The organism is Candidatus Burkholderia verschuerenii, assembly GCF_001189365.1.
Taxonomy (GTDB): domain Bacteria; phylum Pseudomonadota; class Gammaproteobacteria; order Burkholderiales; family Burkholderiaceae; genus Caballeronia; species Caballeronia verschuerenii.
This window is the reverse complement of record NZ_LFJJ01000060.1, coordinates 1-18,459: the sequence shown is the minus strand read 5'-3', so window position 1 is coordinate 18,459 and position 18,459 is coordinate 1. Positions and strand designations below refer to the sequence as shown.

General features: G+C 62.1%; 14 protein-coding genes and 5 pseudogenes. 15 read left to right on the top strand and 4 right to left on the bottom strand.

Features of this window, described 5'->3' with window-relative positions; genetic code table 11:
• Positions 1-90 precede the first annotated feature (90 nt).
• From BVER_RS12945 to BVER_RS12930, 4 genes and pseudogenes are all read left to right on the top strand, one after another.
• Positions 91-1,155 (top strand): YeiH family protein, encoded by a 1,065-nt coding sequence (locus BVER_RS12945; RefSeq protein ID WP_050453644.1) that lies wholly within the window; start codon positions 91-93, stop codon positions 1,153-1,155.
• 102 nt (positions 1,156-1,257) lie between these two features.
• Positions 1,258-4,190, top strand: a pseudogene (locus BVER_RS12940) (molybdopterin oxidoreductase family protein).
• Between the two features lie 10 nt (positions 4,191-4,200).
• Positions 4,201-4,911 (top strand): 4Fe-4S dicluster domain-containing protein, encoded by a 711-nt coding sequence (locus BVER_RS12935; RefSeq protein ID WP_050453642.1) that lies wholly within the window; start codon positions 4,201-4,203, stop codon positions 4,909-4,911.
• Positions 4,912-4,924: 13 nt separating this feature from the next.
• Positions 4,925-5,872, top strand: a complete 948-nt coding sequence (locus BVER_RS12930; RefSeq protein WP_050453641.1) for a dimethyl sulfoxide reductase anchor subunit family protein — start codon at positions 4,925-4,927, stop codon at positions 5,870-5,872.
• A gap of 38 nt (positions 5,873-5,910) precedes the next feature.
• Here BVER_RS12930 and BVER_RS12925 read toward each other — a convergent pair whose 3' ends face one another.
• Both BVER_RS12925 and BVER_RS12920 read right to left on the bottom strand, forming a co-directional pair.
• Positions 5,911-7,152 carry a cystathionine gamma-synthase family protein gene (locus tag BVER_RS12925; RefSeq protein WP_050453640.1) on the bottom strand — a complete coding sequence of 414 codons (1,242 nt, stop codon included), beginning with the start codon at positions 7,150-7,152 and terminating at the stop codon, positions 5,911-5,913.
• Positions 7,153-7,199: 47 nt separating this feature from the next.
• Positions 7,200-7,949 (bottom strand): IclR family transcriptional regulator, encoded by a 750-nt coding sequence (locus BVER_RS12920; protein ID WP_050453639.1) that lies wholly within the window; start codon positions 7,947-7,949, stop codon positions 7,200-7,202.
• A gap of 269 nt (positions 7,950-8,218) precedes the next feature.
• Here BVER_RS12920 and BVER_RS12915 point away from each other — a divergent pair.
• From BVER_RS12915 to BVER_RS12870, 11 genes and pseudogenes are all read left to right on the top strand, one after another.
• Positions 8,219-9,368 (top strand): annotated as a pseudogene (locus BVER_RS12915) (CaiB/BaiF CoA transferase family protein).
• Positions 9,365-10,093, top strand: coding sequence for an enoyl-CoA hydratase/isomerase family protein (locus tag BVER_RS12910; protein ID WP_050453638.1), 729 nt, complete (start codon positions 9,365-9,367; stop codon positions 10,091-10,093). Before BVER_RS12915 ends, BVER_RS12910 begins: the two are co-directional and overlap by 4 nt.
• Before the next feature lie 12 nt (positions 10,094-10,105).
• Positions 10,106-10,945, top strand: a complete 840-nt coding sequence (locus BVER_RS12905) for a CoA transferase subunit A (RefSeq protein WP_050453637.1) — start codon at positions 10,106-10,108, stop codon at positions 10,943-10,945.
• Complete coding sequence (locus tag BVER_RS12900; protein ID WP_050453636.1) at positions 10,938-11,669, top strand: CoA-transferase subunit beta; 732 nt, start codon at positions 10,938-10,940, stop codon at positions 11,667-11,669. The genes BVER_RS12905 and BVER_RS12900 overlap by 8 nt, the downstream gene beginning before the upstream one ends.
• Before the next feature lie 51 nt (positions 11,670-11,720).
• Positions 11,721-12,035: an AMP-binding protein gene (locus BVER_RS33775; protein ID WP_232316527.1), complete on the top strand. Its 315-nt coding sequence runs from the start codon at positions 11,721-11,723 to the stop codon at positions 12,033-12,035.
• A gap of 96 nt (positions 12,036-12,131) precedes the next feature.
• Positions 12,132-13,187: a class I adenylate-forming enzyme family protein gene (locus BVER_RS12895; protein ID WP_232316526.1), complete on the top strand. Its 1,056-nt coding sequence runs from the start codon at positions 12,132-12,134 to the stop codon at positions 13,185-13,187.
• A 96-nt stretch (positions 13,188-13,283) separates the two neighbouring features.
• Complete coding sequence (locus BVER_RS12890; protein WP_050453635.1) at positions 13,284-14,009, top strand: glutathione S-transferase; 726 nt, start codon at positions 13,284-13,286, stop codon at positions 14,007-14,009.
• A 31-nt stretch (positions 14,010-14,040) separates the two neighbouring features.
• Positions 14,041-14,844 carry an aldo/keto reductase gene (locus BVER_RS12885; RefSeq protein WP_050453634.1) on the top strand — a complete coding sequence of 268 codons (804 nt, stop codon included), beginning with the start codon at positions 14,041-14,043 and terminating at the stop codon, positions 14,842-14,844.
• A 173-nt stretch (positions 14,845-15,017) separates the two neighbouring features.
• Positions 15,018-16,761: pseudogene (locus tag BVER_RS12880) on the top strand (ClcB-like voltage-gated chloride channel protein).
• A gap of 215 nt (positions 16,762-16,976) precedes the next feature.
• On the top strand, positions 16,977-17,237 hold the full coding sequence (locus BVER_RS12875) for a hypothetical protein (protein ID WP_050453633.1): 261 nt from the start codon (positions 16,977-16,979) through the stop codon (positions 17,235-17,237).
• Positions 17,238-17,275: 38 nt separating this feature from the next.
• Complete coding sequence (locus BVER_RS12870; protein WP_050453632.1) at positions 17,276-17,518, top strand: DUF2795 domain-containing protein; 243 nt, start codon at positions 17,276-17,278, stop codon at positions 17,516-17,518.
• Positions 17,519-17,947: 429 nt separating this feature from the next.
• Here BVER_RS12870 and BVER_RS12865 read toward each other — a convergent pair.
• Both BVER_RS12865 and BVER_RS32535 read right to left on the bottom strand, forming a co-directional pair.
• Positions 17,948-18,343, bottom strand: a pseudogene (locus BVER_RS12865) (AsmA family protein); the annotation flags it as partial.
• A pseudogene (locus BVER_RS32535) lies at positions 18,337-18,459 on the bottom strand (IS5/IS1182 family transposase); the annotation flags it as partial. The pseudogenes BVER_RS32535 and BVER_RS12865, both read right to left, overlap by 7 nt.

Sequence of the window (18,459 nt, the reverse complement as noted above, 5' to 3'; positions counted from 1 at the left end):
TAGTTGGCATTCTAAATCACGATTTTTCATATGCATATAACGTCGATAGGATTAAGGCATCCCCAAACCCTATTCGTCGAAGGACGCTTCATGTCCACGGTATCGTCTCCCGCTTCAGTCAGCGCCGCCTCCTCTACGCGCGGTCAGCTCAACGGCATTTTGTTCGTCGCGCTGTTCGCCGCCGCCGTCACGCGCGTCGCGGCGATTCCCGCCATTGCGGGACTGGGCATCAGCCCGCTGATCGTCGGCATCATCGCGGGCGCGGTGTATGGCAATGCGTTGCGGCACGGCATGCCGGACAGCTGGGCAGCGGGCGTCAACTTCTCCGCGCGCAAATTGCTGCGCATCGCGGTGGCGTTCTTCGGTCTGCGGGTGAGTTTGCAGGAGATCGCGCAAGTCGGTGTGTCGGGATTGACCGTGTCCGTGCTGGTCGTCGTCAGCACGCTGGTGATCGGCACCTGGGCCGGCATGAAAGTGATGAAGCTCGATCGCGACACCGCGCTTCTCACCGCCGCCGGCAGCGCGATCTGCGGCGCGGCCGCCGTGCTCGCCTTCGAATCGACCTTGCAATCGAAGCCGCACAAGAGCGCGATAGCGGTCGGCAGCGTCGTGCTGTTCGGCACGCTCTCGATGTTCCTCTACCCGCTCGCGATGAAAGCCGGTCTGCTGCATCTCGACACGCTCGGCGCGGGCCTGTTCTTCGGCGGCACGATCCACGAAGTCGCGCAAGTGGTCGGCGCGGCTAGCAATGTCAGCCCGGAAGCGACGCATATCGCCACCATCGTGAAGATGACGCGCGTGATGCTGCTGGTGCCGGTGCTGCTGGTGGTCGGCTTCTGGATCAGCCGCTCGCGCAACAACGATGGCGCAAGTCAGGGCAAGGGCAAGGTCGCGGTGCCGTGGTTCGCGCTCGGCTTTCTCGCGCTGGTCGTCGTGAATTCGCTGCACATTCTGCCTGCGCCCGCCACCAACACTGTCAACCTGCTCGACACTTTCGCACTCACGATGGCCATGACCGCGCTCGGCATGGAAACGCGCATCGAACAGATTCGCCAGGCCGGGCCGCGCGCGATCGCCACCGGCGCGATTCTGTATCTCTGGCTGATCGGCGGTGGACTCGCGATCACGCTGGGCGTCGAGAAGCTGTTTGGCTGATTCTTCCGATTCGTAGAAAAAAAGCGCGAAAGCCGTCGATCGAAAGACGGCTTATCGCGTTTTCAGCGCTTCACGTGTCAACGTTTCATCGATGGAGACCTCATGGAACATGTCCCCCGTACACAGAACGAGAAGCTCGATGTCAAGACCACCACGTGCTACATGTGCGCATGCCGTTGCGGCATCCGCGTGCATTTGCGCGATGGCGAAGTCCGATACATCGATGGCAATCCTGAACATCCCTTAAATCAGGGCGTGATTTGCGCGAAAGGCGCGTCGGGCATCATGAAGCAGTATTCGCCCGCGCGTCTCACGCAACCGCTGATGCGAAAACCTAATGTGCTGCGCGGCGAAGCGCAGTTCGAACCGGTCTCGTGGGATGTCGCGCTCGATACGCTCAAGCAGCGTCTCAAGCATCTGCGCGCAACCGATCCGAAGAAGTTCGCGCTCTTCACCGGCCGCGATCAGATGCAGGCGCTCACCAGCCTGTTCGCGAAGAATTTCGGCCCCCCAATTACGCGGCGCACGGCGGCTTCTGCAGCGCGAATATGGCCGCCGGCATGATCTACACGATGGGCGGTTCCTTCTGGGAATTCGGCGGTCCCGATCTCGACCGCTCGAAGCTGTTCATCATGATCGGCACGGCGGAAGATCATCATTCGAATCCGCTGAAGATCGCCATTTTGAAGTTCAAGTGCGCGGGCGGCCGCTTTATCGCGATCAATCCGGTGCGCACGGGTTATGCCGCCATCGCCGATGAGTGGGTGCCGATTCGTCCCGGCACCGACGGCGCGCTGTTCATGGCGCTGATGCACGAACTGATCGCGCGCGATGCCTTCGATCACGAGTTCGTCGCGCGTTATACCAACGCGGGCGAGCTCGTCGACATGAACGAGGCGAGCGAGCGCTTCGGCCTGTTCATCGAAGATAAAAGCGCGGAGGAAGTCAACGCGCTGTTTCCGCAGAATCATCTCTGGTGGGACAAGAAGACGAATCGCGCGGTGGCGCATCACGCGGAAGACGCCGAGCCCGCGCTCGACGGTCGCTATACGCTCGACGACGGCACGCCGGTCGCGCCGGTCGCGCCGTCGTTCACGCTGCTGCGCGAGCAGGTGAAGTCGTGCACGCCCGAATGGGCCGCGGACATCACCGGCATTCCCGTCGATACGATCCGCCGTCTCGCCGACGAAATGATTCAGGTCAGCCGCGATCAGCAGATCAGCCTGCCGATTCAATGGACCAACGCATGGGGCAAGACGCATGAATCGGTGACGGGCGCGCCGATCGCGTTTCATGCGATGCGCGGACTCGCCGCGCATTCCAACGGCTTTCAGTCGATCCGCGCGCTCGCGGTGCTGATGTCGATGCTCGGCACCATCGACCGGCCGGGCGGCTTTCGTCACAAGTCGCCGTTTCCGCGCGCGGTGCCGCCGTCCGCGAAACCGCCGAATCATCCGGATCAGGTGAAGCCGAATACGCCGCTTGCCGCCGGTCCGCTCGGCTGGCCCGCCGCGCCCGAAGACCTCTTTATCCACGACGACGGCACGCCGGTGCGCATCGACAAGGCGTTCTCGTGGGAGTATCCGCTCGCGGTGCATGGCGTGATGCATAGCGTCATCACGAACGCATGGCGTGGCGATCCCTACCCCATCGATACCTTGATGATCTTCATGGCCAACATGGCGTGGAATTCGTCGATGAACACGATGGAAGTGCGCAAGATGCTCGCCGACCGCGACGAAAGCGGCCAGTACAAGATTCCGTTTATCGTCGTCTGCGATGCGTTCCAGTCCGAGATGACCGCCTTCGCCGATCTCGTGCTGCCCGACACGACCTATCTCGAACGACACGACGCGATGTCGATGCTCGATCGGCCGATCTCCGAGTTCGACGGTCCGGTGGATTCGGTGCGCGTGCCGGTCGTGCCGCCGACGGGCGAATGCCGTCCGTTTCAGGAAGTGCTGGTCGAACTCGGCAGCCGCCTGAAACTGCCTGCATTCACGACGCCCGATGGTCAGCGCAAGTACCGCGACTATCCGGATTTCATCGTGAACCATCAGACCGCGCCGGGTTCGGGCGTGGGCTTTCTGATCGGCTGGCGCGGCAAGGACGGCAAGGACGCGCTGGTCGGCGAGCCGAATCCGAATCAATGGGAAGAGTACGCAAAGAACAACTGCGTCTTCCATTACACGATGCCCGAAGAGATGCAGTACATGCGCGGGCAAAACGGGCCGTATCTGAAATGGTCCGTGGAAAAAGGCTTCCGCAAATTCGATACGCCGATCCTGATTCAGCTCTACTCGGACGTGATGCAGAAGTTTCGACTCGCGGCGCAGGGGCGCACGAAGGGACGTCAGCCGCCCGATCATCTGCGTGCGCGTATTGCGGAGTATTTCGATCCGCTGCCGTTCTGGTATGCGCCGCTCGAACGCGCGACCACCGATCTCGATCAGTATCCGCTGGCCGCCGTCACGCAGCGCCCGATGGCGATGTATCACTCGTGGGATTCGCAGAACGCGTGGCTGCGGCAGATTCACGGCGAAAACCTGCTGTATATGAATCCGCGCATGGCAAAGCAGAACGGCATCGACGATGGCGGCTGGATCTATGTCGAGTCGCAGTGGGGCAAGGTGCGCTGCATGGCGCGTTACAGCGAAGCCGTCGAGCCGGGAACAGTGTGGACATGGAACGCGATCGGCAAGGCATCGGGCGCATGGAATCTCGGCGCGAACGCCAACGAATCGCAGCGCGGCTTTCTGCTCAATCACGTCATTACCGATGAGTTGCCCGCGTCGTCGCGTGAAGGCGTGCGCTTCTCCAACTCCGATCCGATCACCGGACAGGCCGCGTGGTACGACGTGCGCGTGCGCGTGTATCCCGCCGAAGCCGATGACACGCTGCCGCAATTCCAGCCGATGCGCGCAGCGCCCGGTTCGGTCGGCAAGATTCAGCGCGTGGTGCAAACGTATTTCGCGGGACACGGCGAGTTCGCGGCGCGCTTGCGCAATGCCGTGAAGCGTAACGCAAACAATTAAGGATACCGATATGACACAGATGGCTCTCGTGATCGACCTGAACGTATGCGTCGGTTGCCATGCATGCGTGACGAGTTGCAAGGAGTGGAATACATCGGGCGAAGCCGGCAGTCTCGCGGACAAGCGTCCTTACGATGCGGACCCGTCGGGCACCTTCTTCAATCGTGTGCAGACCTATGAAGCGGGCGAGTTTCCGCTTGCGGACACGATTCATTTTCCGAAGTCGTGTCTGCACTGCGAGAATCCGCCGTGCGTGCCGGTGTGTCCGACCGGCGCGAGTTACAAGCGCAAGGAAGACGGACTCGTGCTGGTCGACTATGACCGCTGCATCGGCTGCAAATACTGCGGGTGGGCGTGCCCATACGGCGCGCGCGAACTCGATGAAGAGCGCAAGGAGATGACCAAGTGCACGCTCTGCTCGGATCGCATCTATAACGAAGCGCTGCCCGAGCGCGATCGCAAGCCCGCGTGCGTGCTCGCGTGCCCGACCTCGGCGCGCCTCTTCGGCAATATTCATGATCCCGAGTCGGAAGTATCGAAAGCAATCGAGGAACGCGGCGGTTATCAGCTGATGCCGGAATGGGACACGAAACCCGCGAATCACTATCTGCCGCGTCGTCCGGTCAATTCGTGCGGCAGCGGAGGATCGTGCTCGTGTGGTTCGGCCGAACAGCAGGACGATGCCGAACTGAATCTCGTGTCGTTGGCCGCGCGCGTGTGAGGAGAAAAACATCATGAAACCCGCATTTTCCGTCGTGTTTCTCACTACGCTGAGCGACGCCGCGCAGGGCTTGCTAATCGCGCTCGTCGGTATCGAAGTGCTCGCGTCGCTTGGTTTGATCGGCATGCCTTCGCAGACGTTTTTTGTCGTCGGCGCGGGATTGTCGGTCGTGCTGGGCGGGCTCGGGCTGATCGCGTCGTTCTTTCATCTCGGACATCCGGAACGCGCGTGGCGCGCCATCGCGATGTGGCGGACTTCGTGGCTGTCGCGCGAGTGTCTCGCGCTGCCCGCGTTTCTCGCGTGCGGCGCGTTGTATGGCATCGCGCACTGGTTCGGCGTGTCGTATTCGCTGTGGATCGGCATGATCGGCGTGGGCGCATCGGCGGCGCTGTTCGTCTGCACGGCGATGATCTACGCGTGCCTGCGCTTCCTGCAGGAATGGGCGACGCCGCTCACGATGGTCAACTTCGTGCTGCTCGGCTGCGCATCGGGCTTTACGCTGGCGACGGCGTGCGCGGCCTGGCTCGCGCCATCGTCGATGGTCGGACTTGCCGTGTGCGCGTGCCTGCTGACGCTCGCCGGTTGCGCGACGCGCGTCGCCTCGCTTCAGCGCAATGCGCGCTTGCGGCCGAAGTCGACCGTGCAAAGCGCGACGGGTATCAAAGGGCCGAATGTCGTGCAGAAGTCGCGCGGCTTTACCGCGGGCGCATTCAATCTGCGCGAGTTCTTTCACGGACGCAGCGCGGAAGCCATCAGGCGCATCAAGTGGACGTTCCTGATCGGCGCGTTCGGCGTGCCGTTCGCGTTGATGCTGCTCGGGATGGGCGCGCAGTCGATCGCGCTGTTCTGTCTCGCGGCGGTGACGCAGTATCTCGGGCTCGTGGCCGAGCGGTGGTTCTTCTTCGCGGAAGCGCGGCATCCGCAGAATATTTATTACGCGCGGGCGTGTAATTCCGCATAGGCGCGCATCGCATTCCAACGATGCGCGCCGCTACCTCATCAAACCGCCAGCTTCAGCGCCTGCTCAAAATCCGCGATCAGATCGTCGATGTCCTCGATGCCCGCCGACAGACGCAGCATGCCGTCGGAAATGCCCATCGCGCGACGCGTCTCGGGACCGGCTTCGAAGAAGATCGTCGGTGCGACCGGAATGATCAGCGTGCGCGTATCGGCGAGACCCGTTGCCTTGATCGGCAGCTTCAGCGCGTTGACGACCTCGATCATGCGCTCCGCATTCAACAACTCGAACGACAGCAGCCACGACGCGCCCTTGAAAAGCGCCTGCGCGATCTCATACTGCGGATGGCTCTTCAGCCCCGGATAAAACACCCGGCCGATGGCGTCATGCCCTTCGAGAAACTGCGCCAACGCCAGCGCATTCGCGCTGCTCTGCTTCACGCGCAAGGCGAGCGTCTCCGTGCCCATCGCGATCGAATGCGCCTGCTCGGACGACAGCGACGCGCCCATGTCGCGCAGACCCTTCTTGCGAATCTGCAGCAGCCCTTGATCCTTCGCGGGCGACTTGCGATAGTCGTCGGCGATATTCGGATACGCGCTCCAGTCGAACAAACCGGTATCCGTCACCGCGCCGCCGAGCGCCGCGCCGTGACCCGCGATGGTCTTCGTCAGCGAGTTGATGACAAGACTCGCGCCGACCGCCTTTGGCTTGAACAGCGCCGGCGACGTGATGGTGTTATCGACGACATACGCCAGCCCGCGCTCGCGGCACACCTCGCCGATGCCCTGCAGATCCGGAATCTGCGTGCCCGGATTCGCGATGGTCTCGACGAACACCATGCGCGTGTTCGGCCGGATCGCGCTCTTTACCTGCTCGACGTCGCAGGCATCCACCACGGTGACATCGACACCCAGCGTCTTCAGCGTACCGAAGAGACTATTCGTATTGCCGAACACGTACTTGCTCGACACCAGATGATCGCCCGCGCGCAGCAGCGTCAGAAAGGTCGCGGTGATCGCGCCCATGCCCGTGCTGAAGCAGATCGAACCCGCGCCTTCCTCGAGTTGCGTGATCTTGCGCTCGAGCGCGGCGGTCGTCGGCGTGCCTTGACGCGCATAGTTGAAACCGCCTTTTTTCGTGCCCTGAAACACGCCGATCAGATCTTCGACGCGCTCGAAACCGTATTGCACCGACGTATGAATCGGCTGACGCACGCCGCCGTGTTCCGTACCCGCGACGCGGTCGCCATGCACGATGCTCGTGGTGAAACCTTGCTTGTCCATCCCTGTTCCGCCTTCCAAAGCTGATTGTCTTTAAACGCCTACTCGATTTACTTTCGATAGCCCATCGCGCGCGAAATCTTCAGCGCCGCGTCCTGCACCGACGGCGCAAGTTCCTTCATGCGCTTGGCGCTCAAGCGCTCCAGCGGCCCCGAAATGCCGATGGCCGCGACCGGCGCGCTGAACGCATCGAAGATCGGCGCGGCGACGCCGCCGACCGCCTCCCGCCATTCTCCACGATTGACCGCATAACCGTTGGCCGACGCGCGCGCGAGCTCGGCCTTGAGCGTCGGCAGATCGGTGATGGTGGCTTTGGTGTAGGCGCTGAGATCGGTGAGATGACGCGTCTGATACTCCTGGCTCTGATGCGCCAACAGAATCTTGCCGGTCGCGACGCAATACGCCGGCGCGTGGCGGCCGAGCACCGAGTACGCCCGCACCGGCTGCGCGCTTTCGATCTTGTCGACATACACGACCGAGCCGCCATCGAGAATCGACAGATGCACAGTCTCCTGCGTGAATTCGACCAGCGCCCGCATATGGCTCGATGCGAATTGCCGCACGTCGATCTGCGCCATCTGCTTGGCGCCGAGTTCGAACAGCTTGAAGGTGCTGCGATAGTTGCCGGTGACTTCGTCGCGAGTGGCGTAGCCGGCATGCGCGAGCGTCTGCAAGGTGCGATGCGTGTTGCTCTTGGTCAGCCCGACCTGCTCCGCCAGCACGGGAATGGTGACGGGCTTGCCGTTCTGGTCGGCGAGCGCTTCGAGCAGCATCAGGCCCTTCAGCAACGTCTTGTCCATGAGGTCCTAAAACTTAGGATTAAAAGCTCATTCTACACCCGCGATTTCGTCTGACAGCCCCGTATCCATTGGCCGCGCATCGTGGAAAATCCCCCACCGCCGCACTCTTGCGCACGAGCGGAATCGGTGTTTTCACGAAGCCGCATATCATGAATTATAGGATTTACGTTTCAATTTATGGTTTACAGGCTCGCGGCGGCGCGTCACAATGACTTCAGCGAGTTCGGGGCAACGCGCCGACGCACTCATCAGACTGCCGGAGGGAACGAATGGATCAACCGCTTCAGGGAATCAGGGTTATCGAGTTTTGCAACGTCGCGGCGGGCCAGTATTGCGGCATGCTGCTCGCGGACATGGGGGCGGACGTCATCAAGGTCGAGCATCCGCAAGGCGGCGACACGTTGCGCGCCTGGCCGCCGATTTCCGAGGGATACAGCGAGAACTTCGCCTCGCTGAATCGCAACAAGCGCTCCGTCACGCTCGACCTGAAAAACGCCGACGACATCGAACAGGCCAAGGCGCTGATCAAGAGCGCGGATGTCGTGATCGAGAACAATCGTCCGGGCGTGATGAATCGGCTCGGTCTTGGCTACGAAGACATGCGCGCGCTCAAACCGGGCCTCGTCTACTGTTTGATTTCGGCCTACGGGCAAACCGTGCCGCGCTCGCAGGAAAGCGGTTTCGATCTCACCGTGCAGGCGATGAGCGGCATCATGAGCATCACCGGCGAACCGGGCGGCGCGCCGGTGAAATGCGGCGTGCCCTTGGCCGATTTCGCGGCGGGCCTGTACGCGGCGTTTTCGGTGACGGCGGCCTTGCGCGGCGTCGCGCAAACGGGCGAAGGCACGCATATCGATGTGCCTATGCTCGGCGCGACGCTTGCGATCGCCGCATTGCAGACATCGGAATATTTCGGCACGGGCCGCGATCCGCAAAAGCTCGGTTCCGCGCATCCACGCAATGCGCCGTATCAGGCCTTTTAAGGCGCGCGATACGTATTTCGGCATGGCGGCGGGCAACAACGCGTTGTGGAAGTCGGTGTGCAAGGTCGTCGAGCGCCCGGAACTCGAGCAGGACGCGCGCTATACGAGCACCACGCTGCGCGCACAGCATCAGGTCGAATTGCGCGATACGCTCGAAGCCATCTTCGCGAATCACGACGCCGACTACTGGATCACGCGCTTTCGCGAGGCCGGCGTGCCGTGCGCGCCGATCAACACTTATTCCGAAGTACTAAGCGATACGCAAGTCGATCATATACAATGGGTGCAACCGCTCGAATTGCCGAACGGCGTGCTGACGCGGACCTTCGCGTCGCCCGTCAAGTTTTCAGGGAAGACGCCGGAGATTCGTCTGCGTCCGCCGGACCTCGGCGAACATAACGGCGAGTTGCTGAAGAAGTCGGAGGTCGAGGCATGAGCAGCATCGTCATCGACAGGCAGGCGACACACTGGATCATCACGCTCAACCGGCCGGACAAGCTGAATGCGTTGTCGGCGGGTATCGTCGAAGAGCTGCTTCAGGCATTCGACGATGCCGAAGCCGCGCGCATGCCGCTCGTCGTGCTGCAAGGCGAAGGCCGTTGTTTCAGCGCGGGCTTCGACATGAGCGAAGTCCAGACGCAAAGCGAAGGCGATCTCGTGCTGCGCTTTATTCGCATCGAGACCCTGCTGAACCGCATCGCGAGTTCGCCGTGTTTCACGGTGGCGCTCGCGCATGGCCGCAACTTCGGCGCGGGCGTCGATCTGGTCGCCGCGTGCAATCTGCGCGTTGCCGCGCCCGGTTCGACGTTCCGCATGCCCGGACTCAAGTTCGGGCTTGTGCTCGGTTCGGCGCGATTCGCGCGCATCGTCGGGACGCGCGAGGCGCAGCGTATCCTCGAAATGGCGACGACCTTCGACGTGGAACGCGCGAGCGCGAACGGTTTCATCGAACTGATCGCGGGACCGGAGGAACACGCCGCCGTGATCGAAGCGGCCATCGAGCGCGTGAACGCCCTGCCCGCCGACAGCCGCGCGCTGTTGCGTCGCGCGCTCGACACCGAACAGGCCGACACCGATCTCGCCGCGCTGGTGCGTTCGGCGTCCGCGCCGGGACTTCACAAGCGTATCGAAGCCTATCTTGCCTCGCAAAAGAAGGCGTAGGAGACATTCATCATGAGTTCGGGATTCGCCAGCAAGGAGAAGCAGGTCTCGCTCGCGGAACTGGTCGCGCTCGTGCCGAACGGCGCATCGGTCGGACTGGGCGGCAGCTTTCTGCATCGCGGGCCGTTCGCGTTCGTGCGCGAGATGATCCGTCAGGAAAAGCGCGATATCGAGATCGTCAAGCAATCGCCGGGATATGACATCGACATTCTGTGCCGCGCGGGCGTGGCGTCGCGGGCGCGCTGCGGCATCGTCGCGATGGAAGGCAATTTCGGGCTCGCGCCATACTATCGGCGCGCGGTCGAGAAAGGCCAGTTGACGCTCGAAGAACACGCGTGCGCGACGCTCACCGCCGGCTTGCGCGCGGCGGCGTTCGGCGTGCCCTTCATGCCGTGCGGCGGCGTGCATGGCAGCGATTTGGTGCGTATCAACGACTGGAAATGTCTCGACGATCCCTACGGTAAGGGCGAGCCGACTTACGTGATTCCCGCGATTTCGCCGGACTTCGCGGTGATCCATGCATCGAGCGTGGACCGGCTCGGCAATGTGCGGATTTCGGGCACGTATCACTGGGACCGCATCATGAGCCGCGCCGCGAAAAGCGTGCTGGTCGTTGCGGAAGAAGTCTCGGATGCGAACTTCGCCGATCAGCCCGAACTCACCGTGGTGCCTTATTTCATGGTGCAAAACTACGCGATCGTCAAAAACGGCGCGTGGCCGGGATCGTGCTGGCGGTCGTATGCGATCGACTATCCGGCGGTCGAAGCGTATCTGGAAGACGGTGCCGAATCGCTCGCGCGTCATATCGATGCGGCGCCGGAAGCGACCGCGAAGGAGGCGCGTCATGGCTGAGCAATGGAGCGGCTTCTCGTATATCGTCACGAATCTCGCGCGTTTCATTCGCCCGAACGAGATCACTTTCAGCGGCGTGAATTCCACTCCGCCGATGCTCGCCTGTCTGCTCGCCAAGCGCGCCTACGACTGGGACTTCGTGTATATCAATGTCGCGGGCGGCGTCGATCCGACGCCCTCCTCGATTCCCATTTCGAGTTCCGATCCGCTGCTGGCCGAAGGATCGTCGTCGATCTTCGCCAATGAGGATTTCTACGATCTTTGCACGCGCGGCCGCATGGACCTGACCTTTCTCGGCGCGGCGCAACTCGATGGCGCGGGCTGCGCGAACAACTCGTGCATCGGCGAATGGGCGCATCCGAAAGTTCGCTTGCCGGGCGGCGGCGGCGCGGTGATGCTGCCCACCGCGAAGCGCGCCTGCACCTGGCGCACCGAACATTCGAAGCGCACGCTCGTCGAGAAGCTCGATTTCGTGACGTCGTGGGGCGGCATGCACGGCGTCGTCACGCCGATCGCGGTGTTCGTCAAACGCGATGGACGGCTCGCGCTGCAATCGTGGCATCCCGAATCGAGTCTCGATGAAGTGCGCGAACGCACCGGCTTCAGTTTCGATGCGACCTGCGCCGAACCGACCGCGCCACCGAGCGCGCGCGAGCAGGAAGCGCTTCGCTCGCTCGATCCGCAACGCCAATTCGAAAACGACGCCGCCATTCGACTCAGGTAAGCACCGTGACGACATCCACCGCCTTGAGCTTCAACGCGCGACCGGCAAGCCTTGCACAAGCCTTCGAGCAGTACTGGCACGCACGCGACATCCCTGACCGATGGCACGCGCACGCTGAGCTACGCGGACCTTGCGCGCGAAACCGGCGCGGTCGCGGTGAACCTGTCGGGCCGCGATGCGCATCCGGGCGATGTCGTCGCGATCATGATGACGCGCTCCATCGACGCCGTGGTGTTGCTGCTCGCCGCGATCCGCGCGGGACTGTGCCCTTGCGTGTTCGAGCCGAAGCTGTCGGCGGAGGAAGTGAGCGCGCGTCTGGTCGAAACGCGTGCGCGATTCCTGGTGCATGACAAATCTGTCGGATAACTGACCATTCCTGAAGATACGCGCACGCTCGATATCGAACACCTGAAGGAAGCGTCATATTTTCCGCCAATCGATGTCGCGTCTGAATGCCCCGCTTTGCTGCTGTTCACATCGGGCAGCACGGGACGGCCGAAGGTCGTGCAACTCACGCAGGCCGCGCTGTTGAACAACGCGCTCGGCGTGCTCGAACAAAGCGCCTTATCGAGCGACGATCGCCTGCTTCATGTGATGCCGATCTATCACACCAACGGCGTGAACAATCAGCTTTTCGCGCCCTTGCTTGCGGGCGCGACTATCGTGTTCTGTCCGCGTTTTCGCGCGGAAGACATGCCCGAATTGCTGACGCGTTTCGCGTCGACCATCATCACCGGCGTGCCGACGATGTATTCGCGCATGCTTGCGCAGAAATTCGATGCGGCATCGTTGAAGACCTTGCGCATGGCGCGTTGCGGTTCCGCGCCGATCACCGAAGCGCTGCATCGCGAAGTGGAAGCGAAGCTCGGCTGTCCGCTCGTCATTTCATATGGCTTGTCGGAAGCGACGTGCACCAGCACGCTCAATCCGCCGAAGGCGCGGCGCATCGGATCGGTGGGACGCGTGTTGCCGGGACAAACCGTGCAACTGCGCGCAGCCGATGGCGCGATGAGCGATGCATCGAATGTCGAAGGCAAAATCTGCATCGCCGGGCCGAACCTGATGACGGGCTATCTCGGCGCGGCCGATGCCACCTCGCGCACCGTCGCCGATGGCTGGCTGCGCACCGGCGATCTCGGCCGCTTCGACGATGACGGCTATCTCTATGTCACGGGCCGCATCAAGGATGTGATCATTCGCGGCGGCGAAAATCTGTCGCCGTTGCTGATCGAAAGCGTGATCGTTGCCGATGCCGATGTCAGCGCGTGCTGCGTGGTGGGCCGCGCGGATCGCGATCTCGGCGAAGTGCCGGTTGCCTTCGTCGTGCCGAAGGATCTCACCGCGATGAACGCCGAGGGCATTCAGGACGCGGTACGCAAGCGCCTGTCGCGCATCTACGTGCCGCACGATGTGCTCTTCGTCGATTCGCTGCCTGAGACGGCGGTCGGCAAGGTCGATCGCAAGACGCTTGCCGCGCGGCTCGCAGCGGGCCTTTACGACGACAGCCAAGCAGCCTAGCGCATCTCGGGAACGCCTGTTGCTTCCCAGTGTCCTCGTCCGCGCGTCGTGAGCTCGCCGACGCGCCTCGCCACATCCCCGACGAGGACCTCACACATGGCTTACGAACTCTACTACTGGGACGGCCTGCAAGGCCGCGGCGAATTCGTGCGCCTCGCGCTCGAAGATGCCGGCGCCGAGTATGTCGATGTCGCGTACGGCCCGAACGGTTCGAGCGCGATGATGAAGATCATCAACAGCAAGACCGAGCCGCATATTCCCTTCGCGCCGCCGTTTTTGAAAGACGGCGATCTTATCGTGCCGCATGTCGCCAATATCCTGCTCTATCTCGGCCCGAAGCTAAAGCTAGCGCCGAAGGACGAGGGCCTGCGCTACGTCGCGCACGGACTGCAACTGACAATCGCGGATTTCGTCGCGGAGGTGCACGACACGCATCATCCGCTGGCAACCGATCTCTACTACGAAGATCAGCAGGACGCCGCGAAAATCCGCACGCAGAATTTTCTGGATCAGCGCGAGCCGAAGTTCATCGGCTATTTCGAGCGCGTGCTCAAGCAGAATCCGCATGGCGACAAGCAGATCATCGGCGATGCGGTGACCTACGTCGATCTCTCGCTCTTTCAGATTGTCGACGGATTGCACTACGCCTTTCCGCGCGCGATGAAGACATTCGGCAAGCACTATCCGCGCGTCGCCGCTCTACATGATGCCGTGCTGAAGCGGCCCAATATCGCCGCCTATGTCGATTCGGAACGGCGGCTCGCTTTCAACGAATCCGGCATCTTTCGCCACTATCCCGAACTCGATCAGGACGCGAAGTAGTACGCAACCCTGCATTCAAACTGGAGCCAGCATGATCGAAACGATTCCTTCATTCGGTCTCGGTACTTTCCGTGTCGATGCCGCGAAGACCGCGCAGGCCGTGTCGAGCGCCTTGCAGATCGGCTATCGTCATATCGACACCGCGCAGTACTACAATAACGAGGTCGCCGTTGGTCAGGGCGTGCGCGACTCGGGCGTGCCGCGCGACGACATCTGGGTGACGACCAAGGTCTGGTGGGACCGGCTCGGACGCGACGCGCTCATCGCGAGCCTGAAGGATAGCCACGCGAAACTCGATATCGGCACGCTCGATCTCGCGCTGGTCCACTGGCCGTCGCCGCAGGGCGCGGTGCCGATCGCCGAAACGCTCGCCGCGATGCAGGAAGCGCAAAAGCTCGGGCTGATCCGGCATTACGGCGTATCGAATTTCACCGCGCCGCTGCTTCAGGAAGCTGTGAAGGCGCCGGGCGGCAAGGATATCGTCACGAATCAGATCGAAGTCAGCCCGTTTCTCGCCAACCGCAAACTGGTCGACGCGACGCAAGCGCTCGGCGTCAAGGTGACGGCCTACATGCCCTTGTCCGAAGGACGCGCGCACAACGATTCGACCATCAAGTCGATCGCCGAAAAGCACGGTGCGACGCCCGCGCAAGTGGCGTTCGCGTGGCTGCTGTCGCGGGATATCGTCGTGCTGTCGGCGTCGACCAATGCGGAGCATCAGAAGACCAACTGGGACGCGCAAAAGCTCAAGCTCGACGCGAGCGATATCGCCAGAATCGACGCGCTCGACGAAGGACGCCGGAACGCGAATCCGTCGTTTGCGCCGAAGTGGTGAGTATCGAGCCGTTGCGCTGATGCAACCCGAAGCCCGGCGATCGCACCGCCGGGCTTTTTTTCGCGCATCGAGCATGCGTAATCGTCCGAAGCGTGGCCTCACGGTCATGCCGGATGCTATCCTTCCACCTCCCTTATTCCATTTGCTTCTAAGCTTTCCACGATTTCGCAAAAGTGCTCTCATTCCTGCTCAAACTGCGCACGCGCGCCGAACAGCTGTTCCGTCTGTCCGATTCGCACACGATGCTCGTCTGGGCGGTCATCGTCGGCGTGGCCGGCGCGTTTGCGACGGCGGTGTTTCGGGAAGGTATCGCGACTCTGGAACGGCTGCTCGGCAATCATTCGGATGGACTGGTTGCGCTGGCGAAGGGCTTGCCGCTGCCCGCGCGCGTCGCCTTGCCCGCCATCGGCGGACTGATCGCGGGCGTTTGCCTGATTGCGGCACGGCATCGCGCCAGCAACGGCAAGCACGCGAACACCGACTATATGGAAGCGGTCACCATTGGCGATGGCGTGGTGCCCGTGTGGCAGAGTTTCTGGCGCAGCCTGTCGTCGCTGATCACGATCGCGAGCGGCGGGTCCATCGGGCGCGAAGGCTCGATGGTGCAACTCGCCGCGCTTTCCTCGTCGCTGATCGGGCGATGGGTGCACTTCGATCCGCCGCGTCTGCGCTTGCTCGTCGCGTGCGGCGCGGCGGCCGGGATCACGTCGGCGTATAACGCGCCGATCGCGGGCGCGTTCTTCGTCACCGAACTCGTGCTCGGTTCGATGGCGATGGAAAGCTTCGGGCCGATCGTCGTGTCGTCGGTCGTCGCCAACATCACGATGCGCGAGTTCGCGGGCTATAAACCGCCTTACGAGATGCCCGTGTTCCCGACCGTCACCGGGCTCGAAGTCGTGCTGTTCGTCGTGCTCGGGCTGTTGTGCGGGGCCATCGCGCCGCGCTTTCTGGGCTTGCTGGCGGCATCGAAGAAACGCTTCGCCACGCTGCCCTTGCCTTTGCCGGTGCGCCTCGCGCTCGGCGGGCTGATCGTCGGCATCATCTCGATCTGGTGGCCGGAAGTCTGGGGCAACGGCTACGAAGTCGTGAACTCGCTCTTGCATGAGCCGTGGACCTGGACCGCGCTGCTCACCGTGCTGCTGATGAAGATCGTCGCGACGGCGGCCACGGCCGGTTCGGGCGCGGTCGGCGGTATCTTCACGCCGACGCTGTTCGTCGGCGCCGTGCTCGGCTGTCTGTACGGCCTCGCCGTGCACGCGATCTGGCCGGACTCGACCTCCGCGCCCTTCGCCTACGCGATGGTCGGCATGGGCGCGTTCCTCGCCACCGCCACGCACGCGCCGCTCATGGCGATCCTGATGATCTTCGAGATGACGCTCTCGTATCAGGTCATGCTGCCGCTGATGCTCGCCTGCGTGATCGCCCTACTACATCGCACGCACGTCCGAGCAGACGTCGATGTACGAAGTCACGCTGCGTCGCACGCGCGAGGAAAAGGAACGCCTGCGTCTCGCCGCCACGCAGATGCGCGAGCTCGTCAAACCCGCCGACACGGTCGTCACGCTCACGGCCAACGTCAAGGACATGACGCGCGTGTTTCTCGAATATCCGGTGAAGTATCTGTATGTCGTGGACGAAGCCGAACACTTTCGCGGCGTGGTCGCGCTGAAGGACATCACCTCCGATCTGCTCGACGAAAAAGGCACCGAAACAAAGACCACCGCCGACTATCTTCAGCCGCAATTCGACGTGCTGACGCCCGACATGTCGCTCGGCGAGGCGCTTCAGCATTTCTTGGCCTTCCAAGGCGAACGATTGCCGGTTATCGAACAAAAGTCGCAACCTTTGCTGCTGGGCGTCGTGTACAAAACCTCGCTTCTGGACGCATACTTCCGGTTAAACCCGACCTCGCGCTGAAACTGCGCAGCCGTGAAATTTCGCGGTGCACAGGGACGTTTTTGTCCATATCGCCGCCGATGCCGGGCCAGTTAAACCATCACTTGAAGTATTCGAGCGTCGCGCCCGTGCACCGATGACATCGAGCGATCGGCGGCACGGCAGGCGGACGGGAAGCGCATCGGCATAGCCCTTGCTTGATGCTTCTCGCTGCTCACGTGAGGAAGGGTTGCCCGATGAAGACCTCAACGTTGTTATCGATGGCTCTGGTCTCGGTCTCGTGCTATGCCGCGCCGCTGCATACGAGTCCGTCCGACGAAAACAGTGTCGCCATGAAAGCGACGGCCGCCGCATTGCGCGTGAACGCCGCGCCGCCCGCGCCGGATATCACGGCGGACAGCCTCGATCACGCCCGCTGGCGTCACGTGCCGATGCCGAAGTCGCGCACGCCGAGTCACGGCATGGCCAGCCAGAAGATTCAGGTTCAGCAGACCTGAGGCAGCTTTTTTTAACTTCATCAGGACCGCTACTACTCATGTCGGATAAGCCCGCCAAGCAAGACCTGAACGACGAACCGATCGACGACGAAATCGCCCAGGTGCTGCGGGCCGTGGATTATCCCGCCAATAAGGATGCGCTGGTCGACGCGGCGCGCGAGGCCGGTGTGAGTAACGATGTGCTGGTTCTCCTCGACGGACTGCCCGAGCAGGATTATGCCAACGCGGATGCAGTCGAGCAATTGCTCGGAAGTAATGGCGGACCGGGCTTGTCTATCTAATTCAATGTTGTCCCCAGCAATTGGTGACCACCTTGTTGAAAACCCTCTGAGAACTCCCTTAACTCCCTGAGCCGCAACGAAAACCCACCGGCGCTTCGTTGCGCGTCACTCGGCGCTTTTCCCCATCCCCCACTTGCATAACTTATCCCCAGCCGACGGGGAAAGGTCTGTGGAAAAGCGCTGCAAGACTCAAGCAAATTCTTGATTTTTCTCGGGAAACGCCGTGCGACGCGGATCGCGTCAGCACATCGGCTCAAACACGCCCCACACGACGACGCCAGAGTTATCCACAATTTCTGTGGAAAGAACTGTTGAAAAGTTACGCGCGATGCGAGTTAAGTCTCTGATGAATAAGAATTAATCGTGCGCGAGAACGTTTGCGCACTGAAGTAAGCGCTGAAGATTTATGCACAGCATCTGTCCACGCGCTCAGCTTCCTTTGTACAACGATGCGCTCGCCAGCGTCGGCGCAGCCGGCTTCTTCTTTGCCGCGCCAGCCGCATCCGCCGCCGACGCGCCCGACGACATATATGCCGGCGCGGCCTTGGCCTTCTCCTTCTGTCCCGGCGCGGGCGGGGTCGGCGCGCGGCTCATGTCGGCGAGCATCTGCTGACACGGCAGCGGCTTGTTGTTGCTCGGCGCGATCAGCGGAATTAGCGCGGCGAACGGGTTGATCAGCCCGAGGCCGACCATCGCGCCGCCACGCGCGGCCAACGCGCCGACGCTCACGCCCACATCCGGCTTCTTGAACGTGCCCTTCACATACAACGGCGAGCGCAGCGAGAACACCCGGAAGCCCTTCGTGTGCGGATGAATCCCTAGGTCCTGTTTACATTTAAGAGCGGCCCGAAGGCAGACACGATGGAGACAAAGGTGAGGTAGCTGTGGGCGAGTTTGTCATATCGAGTGGCGACGCGACGAAAATGCTTGATACGCTTAAA